Source organism: Pseudomonas sp. MT92, assembly GCF_058792515.1.
Genome location: NZ_JBXAFA010000002.1, coordinates 115,764 through 132,621, shown reverse-complemented (window position 1 = coordinate 132,621; position 16,858 = coordinate 115,764). Strand labels below are relative to the sequence as shown.

The 16,858-nt window shown below is 62.0% G+C and carries 18 protein-coding genes; 7 read left to right on the top strand and 11 right to left on the bottom strand.

Translation table 11 applies throughout. The features are described from left to right. Window positions 1–6 precede the first annotated feature (6 nt). From AC1Q6D_RS03655 to AC1Q6D_RS03645, 3 genes are read left to right on the top strand one after another with little or no spacing between them, the layout of a single operon-like run. Window positions 7–1,389, top strand: a complete 1,383-nt coding sequence (locus tag AC1Q6D_RS03655) for an MFS transporter (RefSeq protein ID WP_103404413.1) — start codon at window positions 7–9, stop codon at window positions 1,387–1,389. Further along, a complete protein-coding gene (locus tag AC1Q6D_RS03650; protein ID WP_103404414.1) occupies window positions 1,386–2,126 on the top strand; it encodes an SDR family oxidoreductase in 741 nt (246 codons plus the stop codon). Before AC1Q6D_RS03655 ends, AC1Q6D_RS03650 begins: the two co-directional genes overlap by 4 nt. Before the next feature lie 37 nt (window positions 2,127–2,163). Continuing rightward, the gene (locus tag AC1Q6D_RS03645) at window positions 2,164–3,012 is read left to right on the top strand and encodes an ureidoglycolate lyase (protein ID WP_103404415.1); all 849 of its coding nucleotides are present in this window, start codon (window positions 2,164–2,166) and stop codon (window positions 3,010–3,012) included. Window positions 3,013–3,144: 132 nt separating this feature from the next. Here AC1Q6D_RS03645 and yghU read toward each other — a convergent pair whose 3' ends face one another. The 8 genes from yghU to AC1Q6D_RS03605 all read right to left on the bottom strand — a co-directional run bounded on the left by yghU (window position 3,145) and on the right by AC1Q6D_RS03605 (window position 10,725). Further along, window positions 3,145–4,002, bottom strand: a complete 858-nt coding sequence (gene yghU / locus AC1Q6D_RS03640; RefSeq protein WP_103404437.1) for a glutathione-dependent disulfide-bond oxidoreductase — start codon at window positions 4,000–4,002, stop codon at window positions 3,145–3,147. A 48-nt stretch (window positions 4,003–4,050) separates the two neighbouring features. Continuing rightward, window positions 4,051–4,185, bottom strand: coding sequence for a DUF1330 domain-containing protein (locus AC1Q6D_RS03635; protein WP_103404416.1), 135 nt, complete (start codon window positions 4,183–4,185; stop codon window positions 4,051–4,053). A gap of 10 nt (window positions 4,186–4,195) precedes the next feature. Continuing rightward, on the bottom strand, window positions 4,196–4,963 hold the full coding sequence (locus AC1Q6D_RS03630; RefSeq protein WP_103404417.1) for a metallophosphoesterase: 768 nt from the start codon (window positions 4,961–4,963) through the stop codon (window positions 4,196–4,198). A gap of 222 nt (window positions 4,964–5,185) precedes the next feature. Next, window positions 5,186–6,658, bottom strand: a complete 1,473-nt coding sequence (locus tag AC1Q6D_RS03625; protein ID WP_207291491.1) for an aldehyde dehydrogenase family protein — start codon at window positions 6,656–6,658, stop codon at window positions 5,186–5,188. Then, complete coding sequence (locus AC1Q6D_RS03620) at window positions 6,651–7,478, bottom strand: ABC transporter permease (protein WP_103404419.1); 828 nt, start codon at window positions 7,476–7,478, stop codon at window positions 6,651–6,653. The genes AC1Q6D_RS03625 and AC1Q6D_RS03620 overlap by 8 nt, the downstream gene beginning before the upstream one ends. A gap of 1 nt (window position 7,479) precedes the next feature. After that, window positions 7,480–8,397: an ABC transporter permease gene (locus tag AC1Q6D_RS03615; protein WP_103404420.1), complete on the bottom strand. Its 918-nt coding sequence runs from the start codon at window positions 8,395–8,397 to the stop codon at window positions 7,480–7,482. 30 nt (window positions 8,398–8,427) lie between these two features. Beyond that, window positions 8,428–9,570 carry an ABC transporter substrate-binding protein gene (locus AC1Q6D_RS03610; RefSeq protein WP_103404421.1) on the bottom strand — a complete coding sequence of 381 codons (1,143 nt, stop codon included), beginning with the start codon at window positions 9,568–9,570 and terminating at the stop codon, window positions 8,428–8,430. A 39-nt stretch (window positions 9,571–9,609) separates the two neighbouring features. After that, entirely contained in the window at window positions 9,610–10,725 is a 1,116-nt protein-coding gene (locus AC1Q6D_RS03605) for an ABC transporter ATP-binding protein (protein ID WP_090462506.1), read from the bottom strand. 319 nt (window positions 10,726–11,044) lie between these two features. On the opposite strand from AC1Q6D_RS03605, the gene AC1Q6D_RS03600 reads away from it, so the two are divergent. Continuing rightward, a complete protein-coding gene (locus tag AC1Q6D_RS03600) occupies window positions 11,045–11,614 on the top strand; it encodes an Xre family toxin-antitoxin system antitoxin (RefSeq protein ID WP_103404422.1) in 570 nt (189 codons plus the stop codon). Next, entirely contained in the window at window positions 11,614–12,111 is a 498-nt protein-coding gene (locus AC1Q6D_RS03595; protein WP_103404423.1) for an RES family NAD+ phosphorylase, read from the top strand. The genes AC1Q6D_RS03600 and AC1Q6D_RS03595 overlap by 1 nt, the downstream gene beginning before the upstream one ends. Window positions 12,112–12,187: 76 nt before the next feature. On the opposite strand, the gene AC1Q6D_RS03590 is transcribed toward AC1Q6D_RS03595, so the two are convergent. Together AC1Q6D_RS03590 and AC1Q6D_RS03585 are read right to left on the bottom strand one after the other, a co-directional pair. Then, window positions 12,188–13,036, bottom strand: coding sequence for a response regulator transcription factor (locus AC1Q6D_RS03590; RefSeq protein ID WP_047538793.1), 849 nt, complete (start codon window positions 13,034–13,036; stop codon window positions 12,188–12,190). 228 nt (window positions 13,037–13,264) lie between these two features. Beyond that, window positions 13,265–13,924, bottom strand: coding sequence for a methyltransferase family protein (locus AC1Q6D_RS03585; protein WP_103404424.1), 660 nt, complete (start codon window positions 13,922–13,924; stop codon window positions 13,265–13,267). A 187-nt stretch (window positions 13,925–14,111) separates the two neighbouring features. On the opposite strand from AC1Q6D_RS03585, the gene AC1Q6D_RS03580 reads away from it, so the two are divergent. After that, a complete protein-coding gene (locus tag AC1Q6D_RS03580; RefSeq protein ID WP_103404425.1) occupies window positions 14,112–15,026 on the top strand; it encodes a pyridoxal-phosphate dependent enzyme in 915 nt (304 codons plus the stop codon). A gap of 77 nt (window positions 15,027–15,103) precedes the next feature. Here the strand turns inward: AC1Q6D_RS03580 and AC1Q6D_RS03575 are convergent, their stop codons facing one another. Further along, window positions 15,104–15,424: a DUF2388 domain-containing protein gene (locus AC1Q6D_RS03575; RefSeq protein ID WP_090469717.1), complete on the bottom strand. Its 321-nt coding sequence runs from the start codon at window positions 15,422–15,424 to the stop codon at window positions 15,104–15,106. A gap of 326 nt (window positions 15,425–15,750) precedes the next feature. On the opposite strand from AC1Q6D_RS03575, the gene AC1Q6D_RS03570 reads away from it, so the two are divergent. Then, window positions 15,751–16,857: an NAD(P)/FAD-dependent oxidoreductase gene (locus AC1Q6D_RS03570; RefSeq protein WP_103404426.1), complete on the top strand. Its 1,107-nt coding sequence runs from the start codon at window positions 15,751–15,753 to the stop codon at window positions 16,855–16,857. The last annotated feature ends 1 nt before the right edge of the window (window position 16,858 follow it).

Below are 16,858 nucleotides of genomic sequence, written 5' to 3'. Positions count from 1 at the left end.
ACCTCCATGCAAACCATATCCGAGCATTTGCCCGCGCAGGCGCACGCCAGCGAACAAGACTTTGAAGACCGGACCTACCGCAAGGTCATCTGGCGCATCCTTCCCGTCCTGCTCCTGTGTTACATGGCCGCGTACCTGGACCGGGTCAACATCGGCTTCGCCAAGCTCGACATGCTCAACGAGCTGCAATTCAGCAACACCGTCTACGCCTTGGGCGCCAGTATGTTCTTCTGGGGCTATTTCCTGTTTGAAGTGCCGAGCAACCTGTTGCTGCATCGCTACGGCGCACGCTTCTGGATCGCCCGGATCATGTTGACCTGGGCCGTGATCTCCATGGCCGTGGCATTCACCGTGCCGCTGGCGGGCGTGTTCCACATCGAGTCGAGCACGATGTTCTACGTGCTGCGCTTCCTCTTGGGGATTTGTGAAGCGGGCTTCTTCCCCGGGGTGATTCTGTACCTCAACTACTGGTTTCCGACGCACCGCCAGAGCCGCGTGATGTCCGGGTTCCTGATGGCCATGCCGATCAGCCTGACCCTGGGCGGAATACTGTCCGGTTGGTTGATGAACAGCATGCAAGGCGTGCACGGCATGTCCGGCTGGCAGTGGATGCTGATCATCGAGGGCATTCCTTCGATCATCATGGCGTTCGTCGTGATCGTCTGCCTGGCGAACAACATCGACTCCGCCAAATGGCTGTCCGCGGCGGAAAAGGCCTTGCTCAAGGCCAATCTGCACACCGATAACCAGGGCAAGGCTTCACGCCTGAGCGAAGTGTTCTTCAATCCACGGGTGTGGTTGCTGGTACTGATCCTGCTGACCTTCAACACCGGCTTTTACGGCCTGGCGTTCTGGATGCCCTCGATCATCAAGAGCACCGGTATCACCAACAGCTTGCACATCGGTTTGCTGACTGCCATTCCTTACGCGGTGGCCGTGGTCGCGATGTTGCTCAACGCGCGGCACTCCAACCGTACCGGAGAGCGACGCATGCATGCGGCGATTCCGGCGTTCATCGGTGGCCTGGGGCTGATGCTCAGCGCCTATTTCGCCGACAACCTGGTGCTGTCCGTGCTGTTCCTTAGCGTATCCGCCTCGGGGATTCTCAGCCTGATGCCGATTTACTGGACCCTGCCGGGGACAGTCCTGTCCGGCGTCGCCGCAGCGGCCGGTATCGGCATGATCAATGCCTTCGGCAACCTGTCCGGCTTCACCGGTTCGATGATCACCGCCGTGGCGGAAAACCTCACCGGTAATATCAACAACGGCACTTACGTATTGGCGCTGTGCCTGTTCGTCAGCGGTGGGCTGATCCTGGCCATTCCCGCCTCGATGCTCGGCCGGTCCCCGAAAGTCGCCATCGCCACTGCCAAACTGGAAACAGCATGAACATGCAACACAAGCGGGTGCTGGTCACGGCGGCCGGGCAGGGTATCGGCATGGCCAGCGCCATCGCCTTTGCCCGGGCCGGTGCCGAGGTGTTTGCCAGTGATATCGATATCCGCGCGCTGGAGGGCGTCGAAGGCATCACCGCCCTTACGCTGGACGTGACGTCGGCGAGCGCCATCAGCCAGGCCTGTGAACGTATTGGTGGCCTGGATGTGCTGTTCAACTGCGCTGGCTACGTGCACAGCGGCAACATCCTCGAGTGCGATGAAGCGGCCTGGGCGCGTTCGATGGACATCAATGTCACCGCCATGTACCGGATGATCCGCGCGTTTCTGCCGGGCATGCTGGCGCGTGGCGGCGGCTCGATCATCAACATGTCGTCGGTGGTGTCCAGCATCAAGGGCGTGCCCAACCGGTTCGCCTATGCTGCCAGCAAGGCGGCGGTGGTGGGGCTGACCAAGGCCGTCGCGGCGGACTTCATCGGCCAGGGCATTCGCTGCAACGCGATCTGCCCCGGCACCGTGGAGTCTCCGTCACTGCGCCAGCGTATCTCGGCCCAGGCGGCACAACAGGGCGTCGACGAAGCCCGGGTCTACCAGCAATTCCTCGACCGCCAGCCGATGGGGCGTATCGGCAGCCCCGAGGAAATTGCCCGATTGGCCTTGTACCTGGGCAGCGACGCGTCCAGCTACACCACCGGCGGTGTGCATGTCATCGATGGCGGCATGAGCATCTGAAACCGGTCTGTATTTTTCGATCAAGCAGGAGAACCCCATGAAACTGTTGCGTTATGGCGAAAAAGGTTCGGAGAAACCCGGCCTGCTGGATGCCGACAATCGGCTCCGCGACCTCTCGGGCCATGTGCCGGATATCGCCGGACAGGTCCTGTACCCGGACAGCCTGGCGGCGCTTGCGGCCATCGACCCGCTAAGCTTGCCCCTCGTTGAAGGGCAACCACGGATCGGTGCCTGTGTCGGGCAGGTCGGTAAATTTATCTGCATCGGTTTGAACTACGCCGACCATGCGGCCGAGTCAAACATGGAAGTGCCGAAAGAGCCGATCATCTTCAGCAAATGGACCAGTGCCATCGGCGGCCCCAATGACAACATCGAGATCCCGCGCGGCTCGCTCAAGACCGATTGGGAAGTCGAACTCGGCGTGGTCATCGGCAAAGGCGGGCGCTGCATCGACGAGGCGAACGCCATGGAGCACGTCGCCGGTTATTGCGTCATCAACGACGTGTCGGAACGCGAGTGGCAACTGGAGCGCGGCGGCACCTGGGACAAGGGCAAAGGCTTCGACACCTTCGGCCCGCTCGGCCCGTGGCTGGTGACCCGCGATGAGGTCGCCGACCCCCATGTGCTGGACCTGTGGCTGGAGGTCGACGGCCACCGCTACCAGCAAGGCAATACGCGGACATTGATCTTCACTGTGCCACAGCTGATTGCCTACCTCAGTCGATGCATGAGCCTGCAACCTGGCGATGTGATTTCCACCGGTACGCCGCCTGGCGTGGGCCTGGGGATCAAGCCTGCCCCTGTCTTCCTGCGCCCCGGCCAGACCATTCGCCTGGGCATTACCGGCCTGGGTGAGCAGCATCAGGTCACCGTGCAGGCGGATTGATCGGGACGCTGGCCCTGATTCCGGAACGGCCGCCTCTTCCGTGGCGTAATGGTCATGTCGTTGGCAAGCGTCCCAGCCGACCTTGCCGCCGACTGGGACGCTGCTGCTTGAGGCGGTGGCTAGCGGGCGCGGTTAATTCAGATCTTCGGCCTGATGCCGTTCAGGCACCTGGCTCGCCTCATCCCCCCACGTCCGGTTGACACGCTGACCCCGAATGACCGCCGGCCGGTTGGCAATCTCCTCGGCCCAGCGTTGCACATGGGTGTACTCATGCGCAGACAAAAACTCGGCAGCCGAGTACACCTTGTCCCGCACCAACTGGCCGTACCAGGGCCAGACCGCGATATCGGCGATGGTATAGCGGTCACCGGCCAGGTACGGGCTTTGGGCAAGACGGCGGTCGAGGACGTCCAGCTGACGCTTGGCTTCCATGGCGAAACGGTTGATCGGGTACTCGAACTTCTCCGGCGCATAGGCGTAAAAATGCCCGAACCCGCCACCCAGGTAGGGCGCCGCACCCATCTGCCAGAACAGCCAGTTCAGGGTTTCGGTGCGCCCTGCGGGATCGGTGCGCCCTGCGGGATCGGTGGGCAGGAAGGCGCCGAACTTTTCCGCCAGGTAAAGCAGGATCGAACCGGACTCGAAGACACGGATCGGCGGCTCGACGCTGCGGTCCAGCAGCGCCGGAATCTTCGAGTTCGGATTGATCTCGACGAAGCCGCTGGAGAACTGATCTCCCTCACCGATGCGGATCAGCCAGGCGTCGTACTCGGCGCCGGTTTTGCCCAGCGCCAGCAGTTCCTCAAGCAGGATGGTCACCTTCACGCCATTGGGCGTGGCCAGTGAATAAAGCTGCAGGGGATGCTTGCCGATCGGCAACGCCTTGTCATGGGTCGGGCCCGCAGTTGGGCGGTTGATGCTGGCGAACTGGCCGCCGGACGGGGCGTCGTTTATCCAGACCTTGGGTGGGACGTAGGGCTTATTGCTCACGAGATGGACCCCCATAGTGTGTTTGCTGTGATCACGTGGTTCTTGGACTCAATACCACCCGGGTGGGGCGGTCAAGCCGATACTGCGCGCGTCCTGGTAGACAGGGCTGTTGTACCACGCGCGTGCGGCGGCCATGGCGGGAAAGCAGCTGAATGTCGAATAGGGACGACCCTCAGCGCGCATGATTGACGCGTCAGGTATCGAGCTCAATCACACAGGCATCATCAAAGTCCGGGTTTTCATTGATGCCATTTTTTGCGTAGCCCCGGGCATTGCAAATGACGCGGGTGTTGCCCACTCGATAATCAAAGCTCCCGTGGGTGTGGCCATGCAACCAAAGCGCCGGCTGCCAGTCCTTGATCCGCTGTTCGAGGTCTGAAACAAAACTCGAATTGATCGGTGAATTCGCGAAGGCCGGGCTGATGCTCGAGCGTGTCGGCGCGAAATGGGAAACCACCACCGTGGGAAGGGCGCTGTCGCGGCTGAAGCATTCATCCAGCCAGGCGACGGTCTGCAGGAACATCAACTGGGAGATGGCCGGCGTGAACAGGTCGGGAAAGTCGGGGGAGATTTTGATGTGGCTGAAGTCCCGGATGAGCGCCGTCGCCAGGTCTACGCCCTGGGCCCGGTCCTGTGCGTCATCGAACAAACGATAGTCAGACCACAAGGTGCAGCCCAAAAACCGTACGCCGTCGTGGACATACTCCGAGCGCTCCAATACGTGAATCGCTGTGCCTTGGGACAACCGTTTCAACTGCTCGCAGGTGGAGGTCAGGTCGCTGCCATAAAACTCATGATTGCCGGCGACGTACACGATCGGAGCAGGGCAGGCTTTGGCCCACTCGATGGCGGCGGCCGGCCGGGCGATGTCTCCGGCGAGCACGACAATATCGGCATCCACGACGGGAAAAGGGATCGCGTTGACGGACAAGTGGACATCGGACAGCAAAGCAATGCGCATTGATCAACTCCGTCGTGTATTGAAGGGCGTTTCATCTTAACCCTTCACGACGAGTGTGTGAGCGAGACTGTTCGCAATGGCGGCCTGGCGGTCGACAGTTTTGTGGGCGGTGCCGACGTCGTCGCTGGCAAGCCAGCGCCCACAGGGACCGTGAGCAACCTCGGTTTTTGAGGTCGTTGAAGATCACATTGTGGAAGCAAGCCTGCTCGCGAAGCGGTCTGTTTACTTCAAATACCAGCCCCAGGGTTGCTCGCTGACGTACTCGGTGACCTGCTTGACCTCCAGATAATTGTGCAAGCCCCATTCCCCCAGCTCACGGCCGATCCCGCTGTGTTTCATGCCGCCCCACGGCGCTTCGACGAAGGTCGGTTGCGAGCAGTTGACCCAGACAATTCCGGCGCGCAACTGGTTGGCCACCCGTGCGCTGCGTTGCAGGTCGGCGCTCATCACCGCAGCGGCGAGGCCGAAGCGGCTGGCGTTGGCCATTTGCACGGCTTGTTCTTCGGTGTTGAAGCGCTTGATGCACAGCACCGGGCCGAAGACTTCTTCGCGCCAGAGAATGCTGCTGTGTCCCGGTTCGTCGAAGATCGCCGGCTCGATGAAGTAACCCTCTGGCAAATGCGCTGGCCGGCGGCCGCCGGTGAGCAGGCGCGCACCGCTGGCCAGGCCCTGATCGATAAAACCGAGCACCTTGTCGTACTGGCCCTGACTGACCAGAGGCCCCAGCAGCACGCCCGGCTCCAGGCCCGGGCCGATGGTGATCTTGCGGGTTTCTTCCACCAGTCGTTCAATCAAACGCGGGGCGATGCTGTCCTGCACCAACAGGCGCGAGGTGGCGCTGCACACCTGGCCCTGGTTCCAGAAGATCCCGAACAGAATCCACTCCACGGCGGCTTCGACATCCGCGTCGTCGAACACAATGAACGCCGACTTGCCGCCCAGTTCGAGGCTGATGTTCTTAATGTCACGGGCCGCGGCCGACATGATTTTCGCGCCCGTGGGCACGCTGCCGGTGAAGGCCAGTTTGTCCACGCCGGGGTGCTCGGTCAGCGGGCTGCCAGCCTCGGCGCCGAGCCCGGTGACCACGTTGAGCACGCCCGCCGGCAGGCCGATGCGGTCAGCGGCGGCGGCCAGCTCCAGCGCTGTCAATGGCGTCAGCTCGGACGGCTTCAACACCACCGTGGCGCCCGCCGCCAGGGCTGGAGCCACTTTCCAGGCGGCCATCAGCAGCGGGTAGTTCCACGGGATGATCTGCCCGGCCACGCCAATCGGTTCGTGGCGGATACGGCAGCGGAAACGGGCGTCCGGCAGGGCCAGTGGCTGGTCCTGTTGTTCGTCGAGTTCACGGGCCAGGCCGGCGTAATAGCGAAAACAGCCGATCGCATCGCCGATGTCCCACTGCGCTTCGGGCAAGGGTTTGCCGTTGTCGCGCACCTCCAGTTCCGCCAGCGCGGACTGGCCGTTTTCCAGTTCATCGGCCAGGGCCTCCAGCCACTGCGCGCGCTCGGCGCCGGTGGTTTGGCTCCAGCCATTGTCGAAGGCGCGCCTGGCGGCGCGCACGGCATGGTCGACGTCCTCTTCGGTGCCGGCCGCCACACGGTGGAATACCTGTTCTGTGGCCGGGTCGACGACCTCCAGATAGCCGCCCAGGTCCGGGCTGACCCACTCGCCGTTGATGTATAGCTGATCACGCATGGTGCGACTCCTGAACGCCGGTCTGGCGGTTTTGCAGAGAGCGGGAAGTGAATAACAGTGCCAGCGACACGCAGATGATCACCGTCGAGATCGCGTTGATCTCTGGCGTCACACCGCGGCGGATGGACGAGAAAATGTAGATCGGTAAGGTCGTCTCGGAACCGGCGACGAAGAAGGCGATGATGAAGTCGTCGAAGCTGAAGGTGAACGCCAGCAGGAACCCGGCCATGATCGCGGGGCTGATCTGCGGCAGGGTCACCCGCCAGAAGGTTTGCATGGGCGGGGCGTAGAGGTCGGCCGAGGCTTCCAGCAACGCCTTGTCCAGCGAGTCGACACGGCTGCGCACGATCACCATGACCAGCGCCATGGTGAACAGCGAGTGCGCGGCGATCACGGTGAAGAACCCCATGCTCAAACGTGGCACGCTGGGCATCCAGCTCGCCAGCAGCGGGTTGATCAGGTCGAACAGGCTGATGAAGGCAATCAGGGTCGAGATGCCGATGACGATGCCCGGGACAATGATCGCGCAGTAGGTCAGGGCATCGAACAGCAGGCGAACCTTGCGTCCCGCGCGCTGCAGGCCGAACACCGCGAGGGTGCCGAACAGCGTCGCCAGCACCGCCGAACACAAGGCAATGAAGGCGCTGTGACCGAGGGCTTCCATGATGAACGGGTTGTCGAAGGCGCGGCCAAACCATTGCACCGAGCAGCACTCGAAGGCCAGGCCACTGCGCCCGGCGTTGAAGCTGAACAGGATGATCAGGGCAATCGGCGCGTAGAGAAACAGGTACAGCGAAGTCGAATAGCTGCGCAGCCACATGTCACAGGCTTCCGTCGGCAGGGCGGCCGCCGTAGCGCGCCACGAGCTTCAAATACAGGCCGATGATCAGCAACATCATCGCCACCAGGGTCATCGCCAGCGCACTGCCGAAGGGCCAGTTGCGTGACTGCAGAAACAGGTCGACCAGCGCGTTGCCGACAAAGAACACCTTGCCGCCACCGAGAATGGCCGGGATCAGGAACTCACCCATCAGCAGGATAAACACCAGCATCACCCCGGTGATGATCCCCGGTGCCGAGAGGGGCAGGGTGATCCTGCGAAAGCTCTCGAAGGCACTGGCACCCAGGTCCGCCGACGCTTCGAGCAGGCGCTTGTCGAGTTTTTCCAGGCTGACGTAGATCGGGAACACCATCAGCGGCAGGTAGCCATAGACGATGCCGATCAGCACGGCCCAGGGCGTGTTGATCAGCCGCACGTCTTCCAGGCCAAGGCTGGCCAGCAACGCCGGAATGCCCTTGCCGCTGAGGATGAAAATCCACGCGTAGGTGCGGATCAGGAAACTGGTCCAGAACGGTACGATCACCAGCGTCAGCAACAGCGAACGGTTTTTGCTGACCTTGACGGCGAGGAAGTACGCCAGCGGGTAGGCCGCCACCAGGCACACCAGGGTGCCCAGTGGCGCCAACACCAGCGTGTTGCCGAACGCCGCCGCCCGTGAACCGAGGTTCAGGTAGTTGGCCAGCGTGAAGCCCCCGGCATACCCGCCCACGGCGCTGCGCTCGCCGAAACTGAAGACCAGGATGATCACCAGCGGCATCAGTAACAGCAGCAGGAACCACAGGGTCGAAGGCAAGAGCATCAGCAGGGTGATCCGCCGGCCGAGGCTGCGCCGTGGGCGCACCTCGACTGACAGGGCACTGCCCGGCTGCACCGTTTGCGGGTGGGCGGCGGCATTCATGGGCGACTCCTCGTTAGCCATGGCAAGTGATCAGGCGGATTTGAAACGGGCCATCAGTTCGGCGCGGGCCGGGCTGGTGAGCGTCGCTGCCGCACCGAATTCCAGTGGGCTGAGGGCTTCGGCGGCCGGGTACATGATCGGATCACTGAGCATGGCCGTCGGCAGCAGGGCATCGACCCGCTTGTCACCGCTCGGGTAGCCGTGGCTCAGCACTTCGAGCTTGTTGTGCTGCGGATCGAGCAGGTAGTTGATGAAGGCGTAGGCGGCGTCCTTGTGCTCCGAGTTTTTCGGAATGGCGAAGAAGTCGCTCCACAGCTCGCCGCCTTCCTTGCCCAGCTCGAACTGCATCTGCGCGTTGTCGCGATGCAGCTGCGAGGCGTCACCGGTCCACGACATGGCCAGCCAGGCGTCGCCGCTGCGCATCGACGGCTGGATGTCGGAGTTGATGGCGAACAGGTGCGGCTTGACTTCGATCAGCAGCTTTTCGGCATCGGCCAGTTCTTTCGGGTCCAGGGAGTTGAAGCTGTAGCCGAAGCTTTTCAGGGCGTTGCCGATGGCAGTGAGTTGATAGTCGTGGACCATGGTGCGGCCACTGGCAGGCCCCTGGGCGGCGGCCCAGAATTTTTTCCAGCTGGTTGGGCCGTTCTTCAGCTTGCCAGTGTCATAAAGCATGCCGGTGGTGCCCCAGTTCTTCGGCACCGCATACACCTTGCCGTCGACTGTGCCCTGGGCCATGAACTTCTGCTGGAACGCCGAGGCATCGAAATTGGGAATGCGCGACAGGTCCAGGGGTTCGATCAAGCCCAGGCCGACGTAGGTGCTGATGGTGTAGTTGGTCGGCACCAGCACGTCCCAGCCACTGCCGCCGGCCTGCAACTTGGCGAGCATTTCTTCGTTGGAGCCGAACACGCTCATCGATACCCGCGCACCCGTGGTCTTGGCGAACGCGTCGAGGTTTTCCTGACTGTGGTAGTTCGGCCAGGTCGCCAGCGACAGGCGATCCCCCAGTTTGCCCTGCTCGGCGGCCTCGGCCGTTGAGGTCAGCAGTCCGGGCATATGGGTGGCGACCACCGCCGCGGCGATCCCGAGGCCGGTACGGCCAAGAAAGTCGCGGCGACTGATCGAGCCGTTCTGCCAGCTGCGCAGGGTTTTGATAAAGGTCTTCTGGTCCATAGCACGCTCCCCATCCGGTTGATGAAACGAATCGACGACTTACAACGCCATGGCCAGGCCATTGGCGTGATCCCAGCCGACGCGTACAGCCGCGCCGTGTTCGAATGCGTTGGCGCCGTGGTCCTGCTGGCGCGGCACGCGCACGCAGACCACGCCGAAGGCCTGGGTGCGCACGCGGTATTCGGTGGTGTTGCCCAGGTAGATCCGGTCCTCGACGCAGCCTTGCAGGGTCACTTCCCGCGCCATGTCGGCGCTGGCACCGGCAATGCTGATCAGTTCAGGGCGCACGGCGATGCAGCCGTCGGCGTTGGCGCTCAGGGCCTTGCCGGTGGGCGTCAGCGGGCTGGTCAGTTCCAGTCCCTGCTCGGTGCGCAGGACCACCGAACGGCCATTCAGATGGCGGACGGTGCCGTTGAACAGGTTGGACTCACCGATAAAGTCGGCCACGTAGCGGCTGGCCGGAGCTTCGTACAATTGTTCCGGGGTGGCGGTCTGGATGATCGAGCCGTTGTGCATCACGCTGATGCTGTCGCTCATGGACAGCGCTTCTTCCTGATCGTGAGTGACCAGCACGAAGGTGATGCCGACCTCCCGTTGCAGGCGCAGCAATTCCGACTGCATCTCCTTGCGCAACTTGCGGTCCAGTGCCGCCAGCGGCTCATCGAGCAGCAGCACGGTGGGCTTGTTGACCAGCGCCCGGGCCAAGGCCACGCGCTGTTGTTGGCCGCCGGAAAGCTCACTCGGTTTGCGCTGGCCGAAGCCGCTGAGGCGCACCATTTCCAGGGCTTCATCGGCCATGCGCAGTTGTTGTTTCTTGTCGGGGCGCGGGGTGCGATAGCGCAGGCCATAGGCAATGTTTTGCGCCACGGTCAGGTGCGGGAACAGCGCGTAATGCTGGAACACCATGTTCACCGGCCGCTCGAAGGCCGGAACGCCGGCAACGTTCCTGCCCGCCAGGCGCACTTCACCGCTGGTGGGCTGTTCGAACCCGGCGATCATGCGCAGGGTGGTGGTTTTGCCACAGCCCGAGCCGCCGAGGAAAGAATGGAACGAACCGCGCCGCACGGCGAAATTCAAACCACTGACAGCCTGTACCTGGCCATAGCGTTTGACCACGTTGCAGAATTCGATATCGCTTGGCGGGTTGTCGTTCACGAGGCGGGCTCCCTTGCAGTGATGAATCAGTGCGTCGGGGGCCAAACTAGCAATGAGGGTTTTACGGCGTATATATCCCTTGGGGGGTAGGAGAGGGTATGCGGAGGCTGGGTAGGCACCGACCTTTGTGGGAGCGAGCCTGATCGCGATGGTCGTGAACGATGGCGCGTGCTTGCAGGCTAAACGCGGTGCCCTTGGGTCCATTGCGAGCAGGCGTTCCTCCTGTAAGGGGTGTGTTGCAGGCGAGCGTTCTTGGATTAGATAATTTTGCCATTTGGCACTATAGTTTGTGCCAGATGTCATAGCGACGGAGACTGCCATGAGCGCCAAGAAAAAAGATGATGTAGCTGATGAGGCTGTCAAAGATGCCGGTCGCTTCACGAGTGCTCAAATGCGCCAGCTTGAAGCGGCAGTAAAAATCTCGGGTCGAAAGAAACCTGCGGTGACCACTACTGCGACAGATCACCCGCCACGCATGGTCGCGATCTTGCTCTCCGGGAATGTGGGTGATGATCGTATGGAGATTTACCGAGCCGTCAGAAACGGTTTTCCGCTGCAGTCAGTGCTCAACATGATCGAAAACAGCGAGGTGTATAAGCAACGCGGCGTGCTGTCGAAAATCGTTGGCGCTTCTGATCGCACGCTGGCGCGGCGGCTGAAAACGCCCAATGAAATCTTGACCTCGGAGCAAAGCACGCGCGCGCTCAACTATGCCGAAGTCTTGGAAAAAGCCACGGAGGTGCTGGGCTCGCGCGAGCTGGCCGAGCAATGGATGGTCAAACCTGCGCGTGGCCTGGACGGTGAAATACCCATCGATTTGATTTCTAACTCGGTGGGCTATGAGTTGGTGACTGATTTTCTGACGCGCATCGAGTATGGGGTCTATTGATGGCTAAAGACCCCTTCAGCAGTGAGATTCACTTCTGGCGCCTCGACCCTGCCGAGTATGCCCCCACATGGCATTTGGGCGTGGGGGCAGAAAAGGTCGGTGGACGCTGGAACCCTAAAGGCATGGCCACGGTTTATGCCAGCCTGGATGCCTCTACGGCCATTCTCGAGGTGGCGGTGCACAAGGATTTCGACGCGTTGGATTGCAAGCCTCATCGCCTGACGCAGGCCCGTGTGCTGGACCCGTCCAGGATTCACGTGGTACGGCCCGAAACCATCGCAAACCCCAATTGGTTGGTCCCTGGCACCCCAAGCCGCAGCCAGCAACAGTTCGGTGCCGATCTGCTGCGCCAGCATCCGTTTGTTTTGGTGCCATCGAGCGTGTCGCCGCATAGCTGGAATTTGCTGATGAACCCGCAAATGGCCATTGGTTTGTACGAGCAGGTGCTGCAAGAGCCTTTTGGTCTGGATGGCCGGCTTAACAAGCCTCAAGCCTGAAGCGCATCATCCCCTCTAGTACCCATCCAGTGATGTTTAATGAACGGGTACGTGCTGCTTGCAAGCACTGTGCAAGCTACCAGCCAACGGCGCGACCTCGATCCCCTTGCAGCCTGTCGCTTGAAGCTTGCAGCTGATTTTCAGTGAGGTCGCGGATAAACAGTCCGAGCAACTCCGACTGGCTGCCGATGCCGAGCTTGGCGTAGAGGTTCTTGCGGTGGATTTTTACCGTGCCCGGACTGATGTTCAGTTGTTCGGCAACCGAGGCGCTGGAGTGACCGCGCAACAGCAGCTGCACAATCTCCTGTTCGCGTCCGGTGAGAATGTGCGCGCCGAACTGATCGAAGGCTTCGCGGATCTTGAAGTCCAGATCCTGCGCGGGTCGCGGTTGCTGGGCCTGACGCAAGCGCCAGGCTTCATTGATGACCTGCTCGACCACCGCTTGCGCGCACTCGATCAACTGCATTTCGTCACGGCTGAACGCGCAACTGGCCGAGGAACGCATCAGCGACAGCACGGCCGTGGCACCGGCGCCGAGGTCGACGAAAAACGCCACTTCTTCTGCCAGACCGGTTTGCTGGTAATAAGTCAGGTAGTACTCGCCGAGGTAGAAGTGGTCGGGCGCGAACTGGCGCAATCGCCACAATCCGGGCGCTTGCCCGCGCGTACAGGCCAGGTAGAACGGATCGAGCAAATACGGTCCGCACTGATAGTCATCGACATACACCGCGCGTTTGTCCGCCGAGAAGGTGTCAAACAACGCCAGGGGCCGGTGATTGCCTTCGTAGACGAACAGGACGAAATGATCGACCGGGCAGACTTGCCGCAACCAGTGGCTAAGGCCCGACAGCCGTGCATGCCCGGCGGGCAGGTCGAGCAGGTGGGCGACACCGGTGGTCCAGAGTTTCAGTTCCTTGGGGCGCATGGTCGCTTCAAGCAAGGGAGGATCGCCTTGAGATGCACAAAGTACGCCATGCCTGTTTTGGCCGTGCGGGGCAGGGCGGGGGGATCGAAATGCTTGAAAAAGATGCACTGCAATGGGGCCGGGTGTTACCGAGTGCTACAGCTTTGGTAGCAGAAGTGATGGGTTTCAATCACGTTCGAGAACGTCGAATGAGCAAGCGGATGGCGTCGACACCGGCTGCGGTGGGTTTCAGTAGATTTTCGGAATCAACCGCCAGCTCCGGGTGCAATAAGCCTCGTAGTCAGCACCAAACTGCGCCCGCAATAGCGCCTCCTCCGAATGGATCCGCGCAATCAGCGGGATCACCGTCAGCGCGGCCAGCAACAGTCCGACTGCCGAACGGAACGCCAGCGCCCAGCCTACAGCGATGATCAACATCCCCAGATAACTGGGGTTACGCAGGCGGCGATAAATTCCGTCGGTGACCAGGCTGTGCCCCGGTTGAATCGCCACCAGCCCGCTGAAGCGCTTGCCCAGCACGAACACCGGCCAGATTCGCAGGGCGCCGCCCAGGATGTACAGCACTGCCCCGAGCCAACGCACACCCTCGCCGCCGAACGTCCAGACGTCGACCCGGTCGGTGTAGGCCGGTAGAAATCCGCTCAGTAAGCCAATGATGCCAAAGGCCGGCAGCACCCAGCGGTTGGCCCGGTCTTCACGTTCGCCGGAACTGAGGTTGACCTCGGTGAACAGCGAAGCGACGACCATCGCCAGGGTGGCAAGCGCCACCACGACCAGCGCGCCATGGGAGAAAAAGGCGGCGAATCCGCCCAGCCCCCAAATCGCGAGCCAGAGGTAGGCGAAGGTGGACACGAAGGCGATAAAAGCCAGTTTTACGGAAATTTTCATAATGCTTCGATCAGTGGGCACACCCTTGATTATAGGATCCGTCCCAGTCGGCGGTCGCCCCTGGCCCCGCGCCTCGTTAGCGCTGAAACGCCAGTCTCGGGTCAGGGTGAACTAAGCTTGAAACAGGACCGTTCACCGCTGGCTCGCGGAACATTCGACGAGTGGGCGGCGTGCACCAGGAGCCGCCATGCTTCACATCAGAACCCCGTTGATCCTGCACCCTGGCCTCTCTTCCCCGGCCCGTCGTATTTGGCTCAAACTGGAAAACCTGCAACCCAGTGGCTCATTCAAACTGCGTGGCATGGGGCTTTTGTGCAGTCAGGCCGCAGCCCAGGGCAAAACCAGAGTCGTCTGTCCTTCCGGGGGCAACGCCGGGTTCGCCACCGCCGTGGCGGCCGTCAGCCTGGGATTGCAGGCGTGCATCGTAGTGCCGCACACCACCCCTGAAAGCACCCGCGCCAGAATCCGCGAAACCGGCGCCGAGGTGATTGTCCACGGCAAGGTCTGGGATGAAGCCAACCAACGGGCCATGGAGCTGGCGCAGGGGGCGGACACCGAATATGTCCCGGCTTTCGATCACCCGGTGCTGTGGCAAGGGCACAGCACGATGGTCGATGAAATCCTCGAAGACTGCCCGCAAGTCGATGCGTTGGTCACGTCGGTGGGCGGCGGCGGTTTGCTGGCGGGCCTGCTCACCGGGCTGATCCGCCATCGGCGCATGGACTGCCGGATCGTTGCCTGTGAAACCCGAGGCGCGGCGTCGTTCGCGGCAGCCATGGCGGCCGGGCATCCCGTGCGCCTGCCACGGATCGACACAGTCGCCACGTCACTCGGCGCCTCTGAGGTGGCGGCGTGGCCGGTGCGGCACATCCTCGATTTTCCCCACGAGTGCGTGGTGCTCGGGGACGAGGAGGCGATCATGGGCGTGGTGCGGTACGCCAATGATTGTCGCCAGTTGGTCGAGCCGGCGTGTGGAGTTTCACTGGCGATTGCGTACCTGGATCATCCGGCGATTGCCCAGGCCCATGACGTGGTGATTGTGGTCTGTGGCGGTGTCAGCATCACCCCGGCCCTGGTGGCCGGATGGGCGCGGCATGCTTGAAGCCACACCCGTCAAGCAAGGCAGGGCTGGAAACGCTGTCCAGGTTTCACAAGCCCCACCGCTGAGGTTGGCCATCGTTATTGACCGGCTGGAACGCCTTCCTGGACGAGAATGGCGCGAGCCAGGTCTTCGTCGCTTGCGTTGTTGAGGTCGGGGTGCTCCTGCCGGAGCTGTTTGAGAACCGATTCCAGATAGGCGCCGCGAATCGTACCGCCACTGGCCACGAAGCTGGAGGCGTCATCACGGGCGGGAATCATGAGTTTGTGGTCCTTGAACGTCGAGTACAGCGATGCGGAAACCCCGGCTGAGGTGGCGACATCGCCTGCGTCCACCTTGGCCATTGCAGAGCCGAAGGGTAAACACAGCAACAGAGAAGAAACGATAATCAGACGGCGCATGACGGTGTCCTCTGAAAGCGTGAAGCAAAAAGGAAGTACCTCATCATTTAGGATGCATGGCGGTCGCCAGGAGTTCCCTGATGGTGAAGATTGACACGGGTGCAGTCGGAGAATCATTTTTCCGGGACCGGGTTCACAAGGTCCGGACTGTAGGTGCTGGCTTGCCAGCGAAGGCGGTTTTGGGCGCGGCGCGATATCCAGAGGCGACATGGGCGGCCGGCTCCCGATGCCCATCGTCTTCGTGGTCATGACCATGCTGTTGGCGATATTCTCCTGCCTGATCGATTACCGAGAGCGGGAGCTGGTTTGGCATGAGGGCAGGGCGGGTGAGCGTCGATATCGACAGCGTGGTGGTTGGGGCCGGAGTGGTCGGGCTGGCGGTGGCCAGGGCGCTGGCCATGAGCGGGCGCGAAGTGATTCTGGTCGAGGCCGGCGAAGGCATAGGCGTGGGCATCAGTTCGCGCAATTCCGAAGTGATCCACGCCGGCATCTATTACCCCGGCGGCAGCCTCAAGGCGCAGTTGTGCGTGGAGGGCAAGCAACGCCTCTACGCCTTCTGCGACGAACGTGGCGTCAGCCATCAGCGCCTGGGCAAGTTGATCGTGGCCACCGATGAAGCCCAGCGCACGGCGTTGCAGGGTTTGCTGGAGCAGGGCCGGCGCAACGGCGTCGATGACCTGCAATGGCTGGAGGCGAGTGAGGCGCGGGAGCTGGAACCGGCGTTGTCCTGCGTCGCCGCGCTGTGGTCGCCGTCCACCGGCATCGTCGACTCCCATGGCTTGATGCTGGCGTTGCAGGCCGATGCCGAAGCCGGGGGCGCGTCACTGGCGCTTTATACGCCGCTGTTGTCGGCGCGTTGCATCGAACAGGGTTTCGAGTTGCACATGGGCGGTGCCGAACCCATGACCTTGAGCTGTCGCGAGCTGATCAACTGTGCAGGGTTGTCTGCGCCCGAGGTGGCAAGCCGCATCGCCGGCCTGCCTGCGCAATACATTCCAGAGGCGCGGTTGTGCAAGGGCAGCTATTTCAGTTTCAGTGGCCGGGCGCCGTTTCGCCATCTGGTGTATCCGGCACCGGAAAGTGCCGGGCTGGGTGTGCACATGACCCTCGACCTGGGCGGCCAGGCGCGATTCGGGCCTGATGTGGAATGGGTCGATCACATCGACTACCGCGTCAATCCATCGCGGGGCGACGGCTTTTATCAGGCGATCCGGCGTTACTGGCCGGGGTTGCCCGATGGCAGTCTGCAACCGGCCTATAGTGGTATTCGCCCGAAAATCAGCGGCCCGAACGAACCGGCCGCCGACTTTCTCATCAGCGGCCCGACTCAGCATGGCGTAGCGGGATTGGTGAACCTGTTCGGCATTGAATCCCCAGGCCTGACCAGTAGCCTGGCGCTGGCCGATCGGGTACTGGATACGCTCGCGCAGTAAC

What these genes read in the sequence shown, in the direction of transcription:
- AC1Q6D_RS03655 (WP_103404413.1), top strand. Translation starts at nt 7, where the DNA reads ATGCAAACCATATCCGAGCATTTGCCCGCGCAGGCGCACGCCAGCGAA.
- AC1Q6D_RS03650 (WP_103404414.1), top strand. Translation starts at nt 1,386, where the DNA reads ATGAACATGCAACACAAGCGGGTGCTGGTCACGGCGGCCGGGCAGGGT.
- AC1Q6D_RS03645 (WP_103404415.1), top strand. Translation starts at nt 2,164, where the DNA reads ATGAAACTGTTGCGTTATGGCGAAAAAGGTTCGGAGAAACCCGGCCTG.
- AC1Q6D_RS03635 (WP_103404416.1), bottom strand. Translation starts at nt 4,185, where the DNA reads ATGCGCGCTGAGGGTCGTCCCTATTCGACATTCAGCTGCTTTCCCGCC.
- AC1Q6D_RS03630 (WP_103404417.1), bottom strand. Translation starts at nt 4,963, where the DNA reads ATGCGCATTGCTTTGCTGTCCGATGTCCACTTGTCCGTCAACGCGATC.
- AC1Q6D_RS03625 (WP_207291491.1), bottom strand. Translation starts at nt 6,658, where the DNA reads ATGCGTGATCAGCTATACATCAACGGCGAGTGGGTCAGCCCGGACCTG.
- AC1Q6D_RS03620 (WP_103404419.1), bottom strand. Translation starts at nt 7,478, where the DNA reads ATGTGGCTGCGCAGCTATTCGACTTCGCTGTACCTGTTTCTCTACGCG.
- AC1Q6D_RS03615 (WP_103404420.1), bottom strand. Translation starts at nt 8,397, where the DNA reads ATGAATGCCGCCGCCCACCCGCAAACGGTGCAGCCGGGCAGTGCCCTG.
- AC1Q6D_RS03610 (WP_103404421.1), bottom strand. Translation starts at nt 9,570, where the DNA reads ATGGACCAGAAGACCTTTATCAAAACCCTGCGCAGCTGGCAGAACGGC.
- AC1Q6D_RS03600 (WP_103404422.1), top strand. Translation starts at nt 11,045, where the DNA reads ATGAGCGCCAAGAAAAAAGATGATGTAGCTGATGAGGCTGTCAAAGAT.
- AC1Q6D_RS03595 (WP_103404423.1), top strand. Translation starts at nt 11,614, where the DNA reads ATGGCTAAAGACCCCTTCAGCAGTGAGATTCACTTCTGGCGCCTCGAC.
- AC1Q6D_RS03590 (WP_047538793.1), bottom strand. Translation starts at nt 13,036, where the DNA reads ATGCGCCCCAAGGAACTGAAACTCTGGACCACCGGTGTCGCCCACCTG.
- AC1Q6D_RS03585 (WP_103404424.1), bottom strand. Translation starts at nt 13,924, where the DNA reads ATGAAAATTTCCGTAAAACTGGCTTTTATCGCCTTCGTGTCCACCTTC.
- AC1Q6D_RS03580 (WP_103404425.1), top strand. Translation starts at nt 14,112, where the DNA reads ATGCTTCACATCAGAACCCCGTTGATCCTGCACCCTGGCCTCTCTTCC.
- AC1Q6D_RS03575 (WP_090469717.1), bottom strand. Translation starts at nt 15,424, where the DNA reads ATGCGCCGTCTGATTATCGTTTCTTCTCTGTTGCTGTGTTTACCCTTC.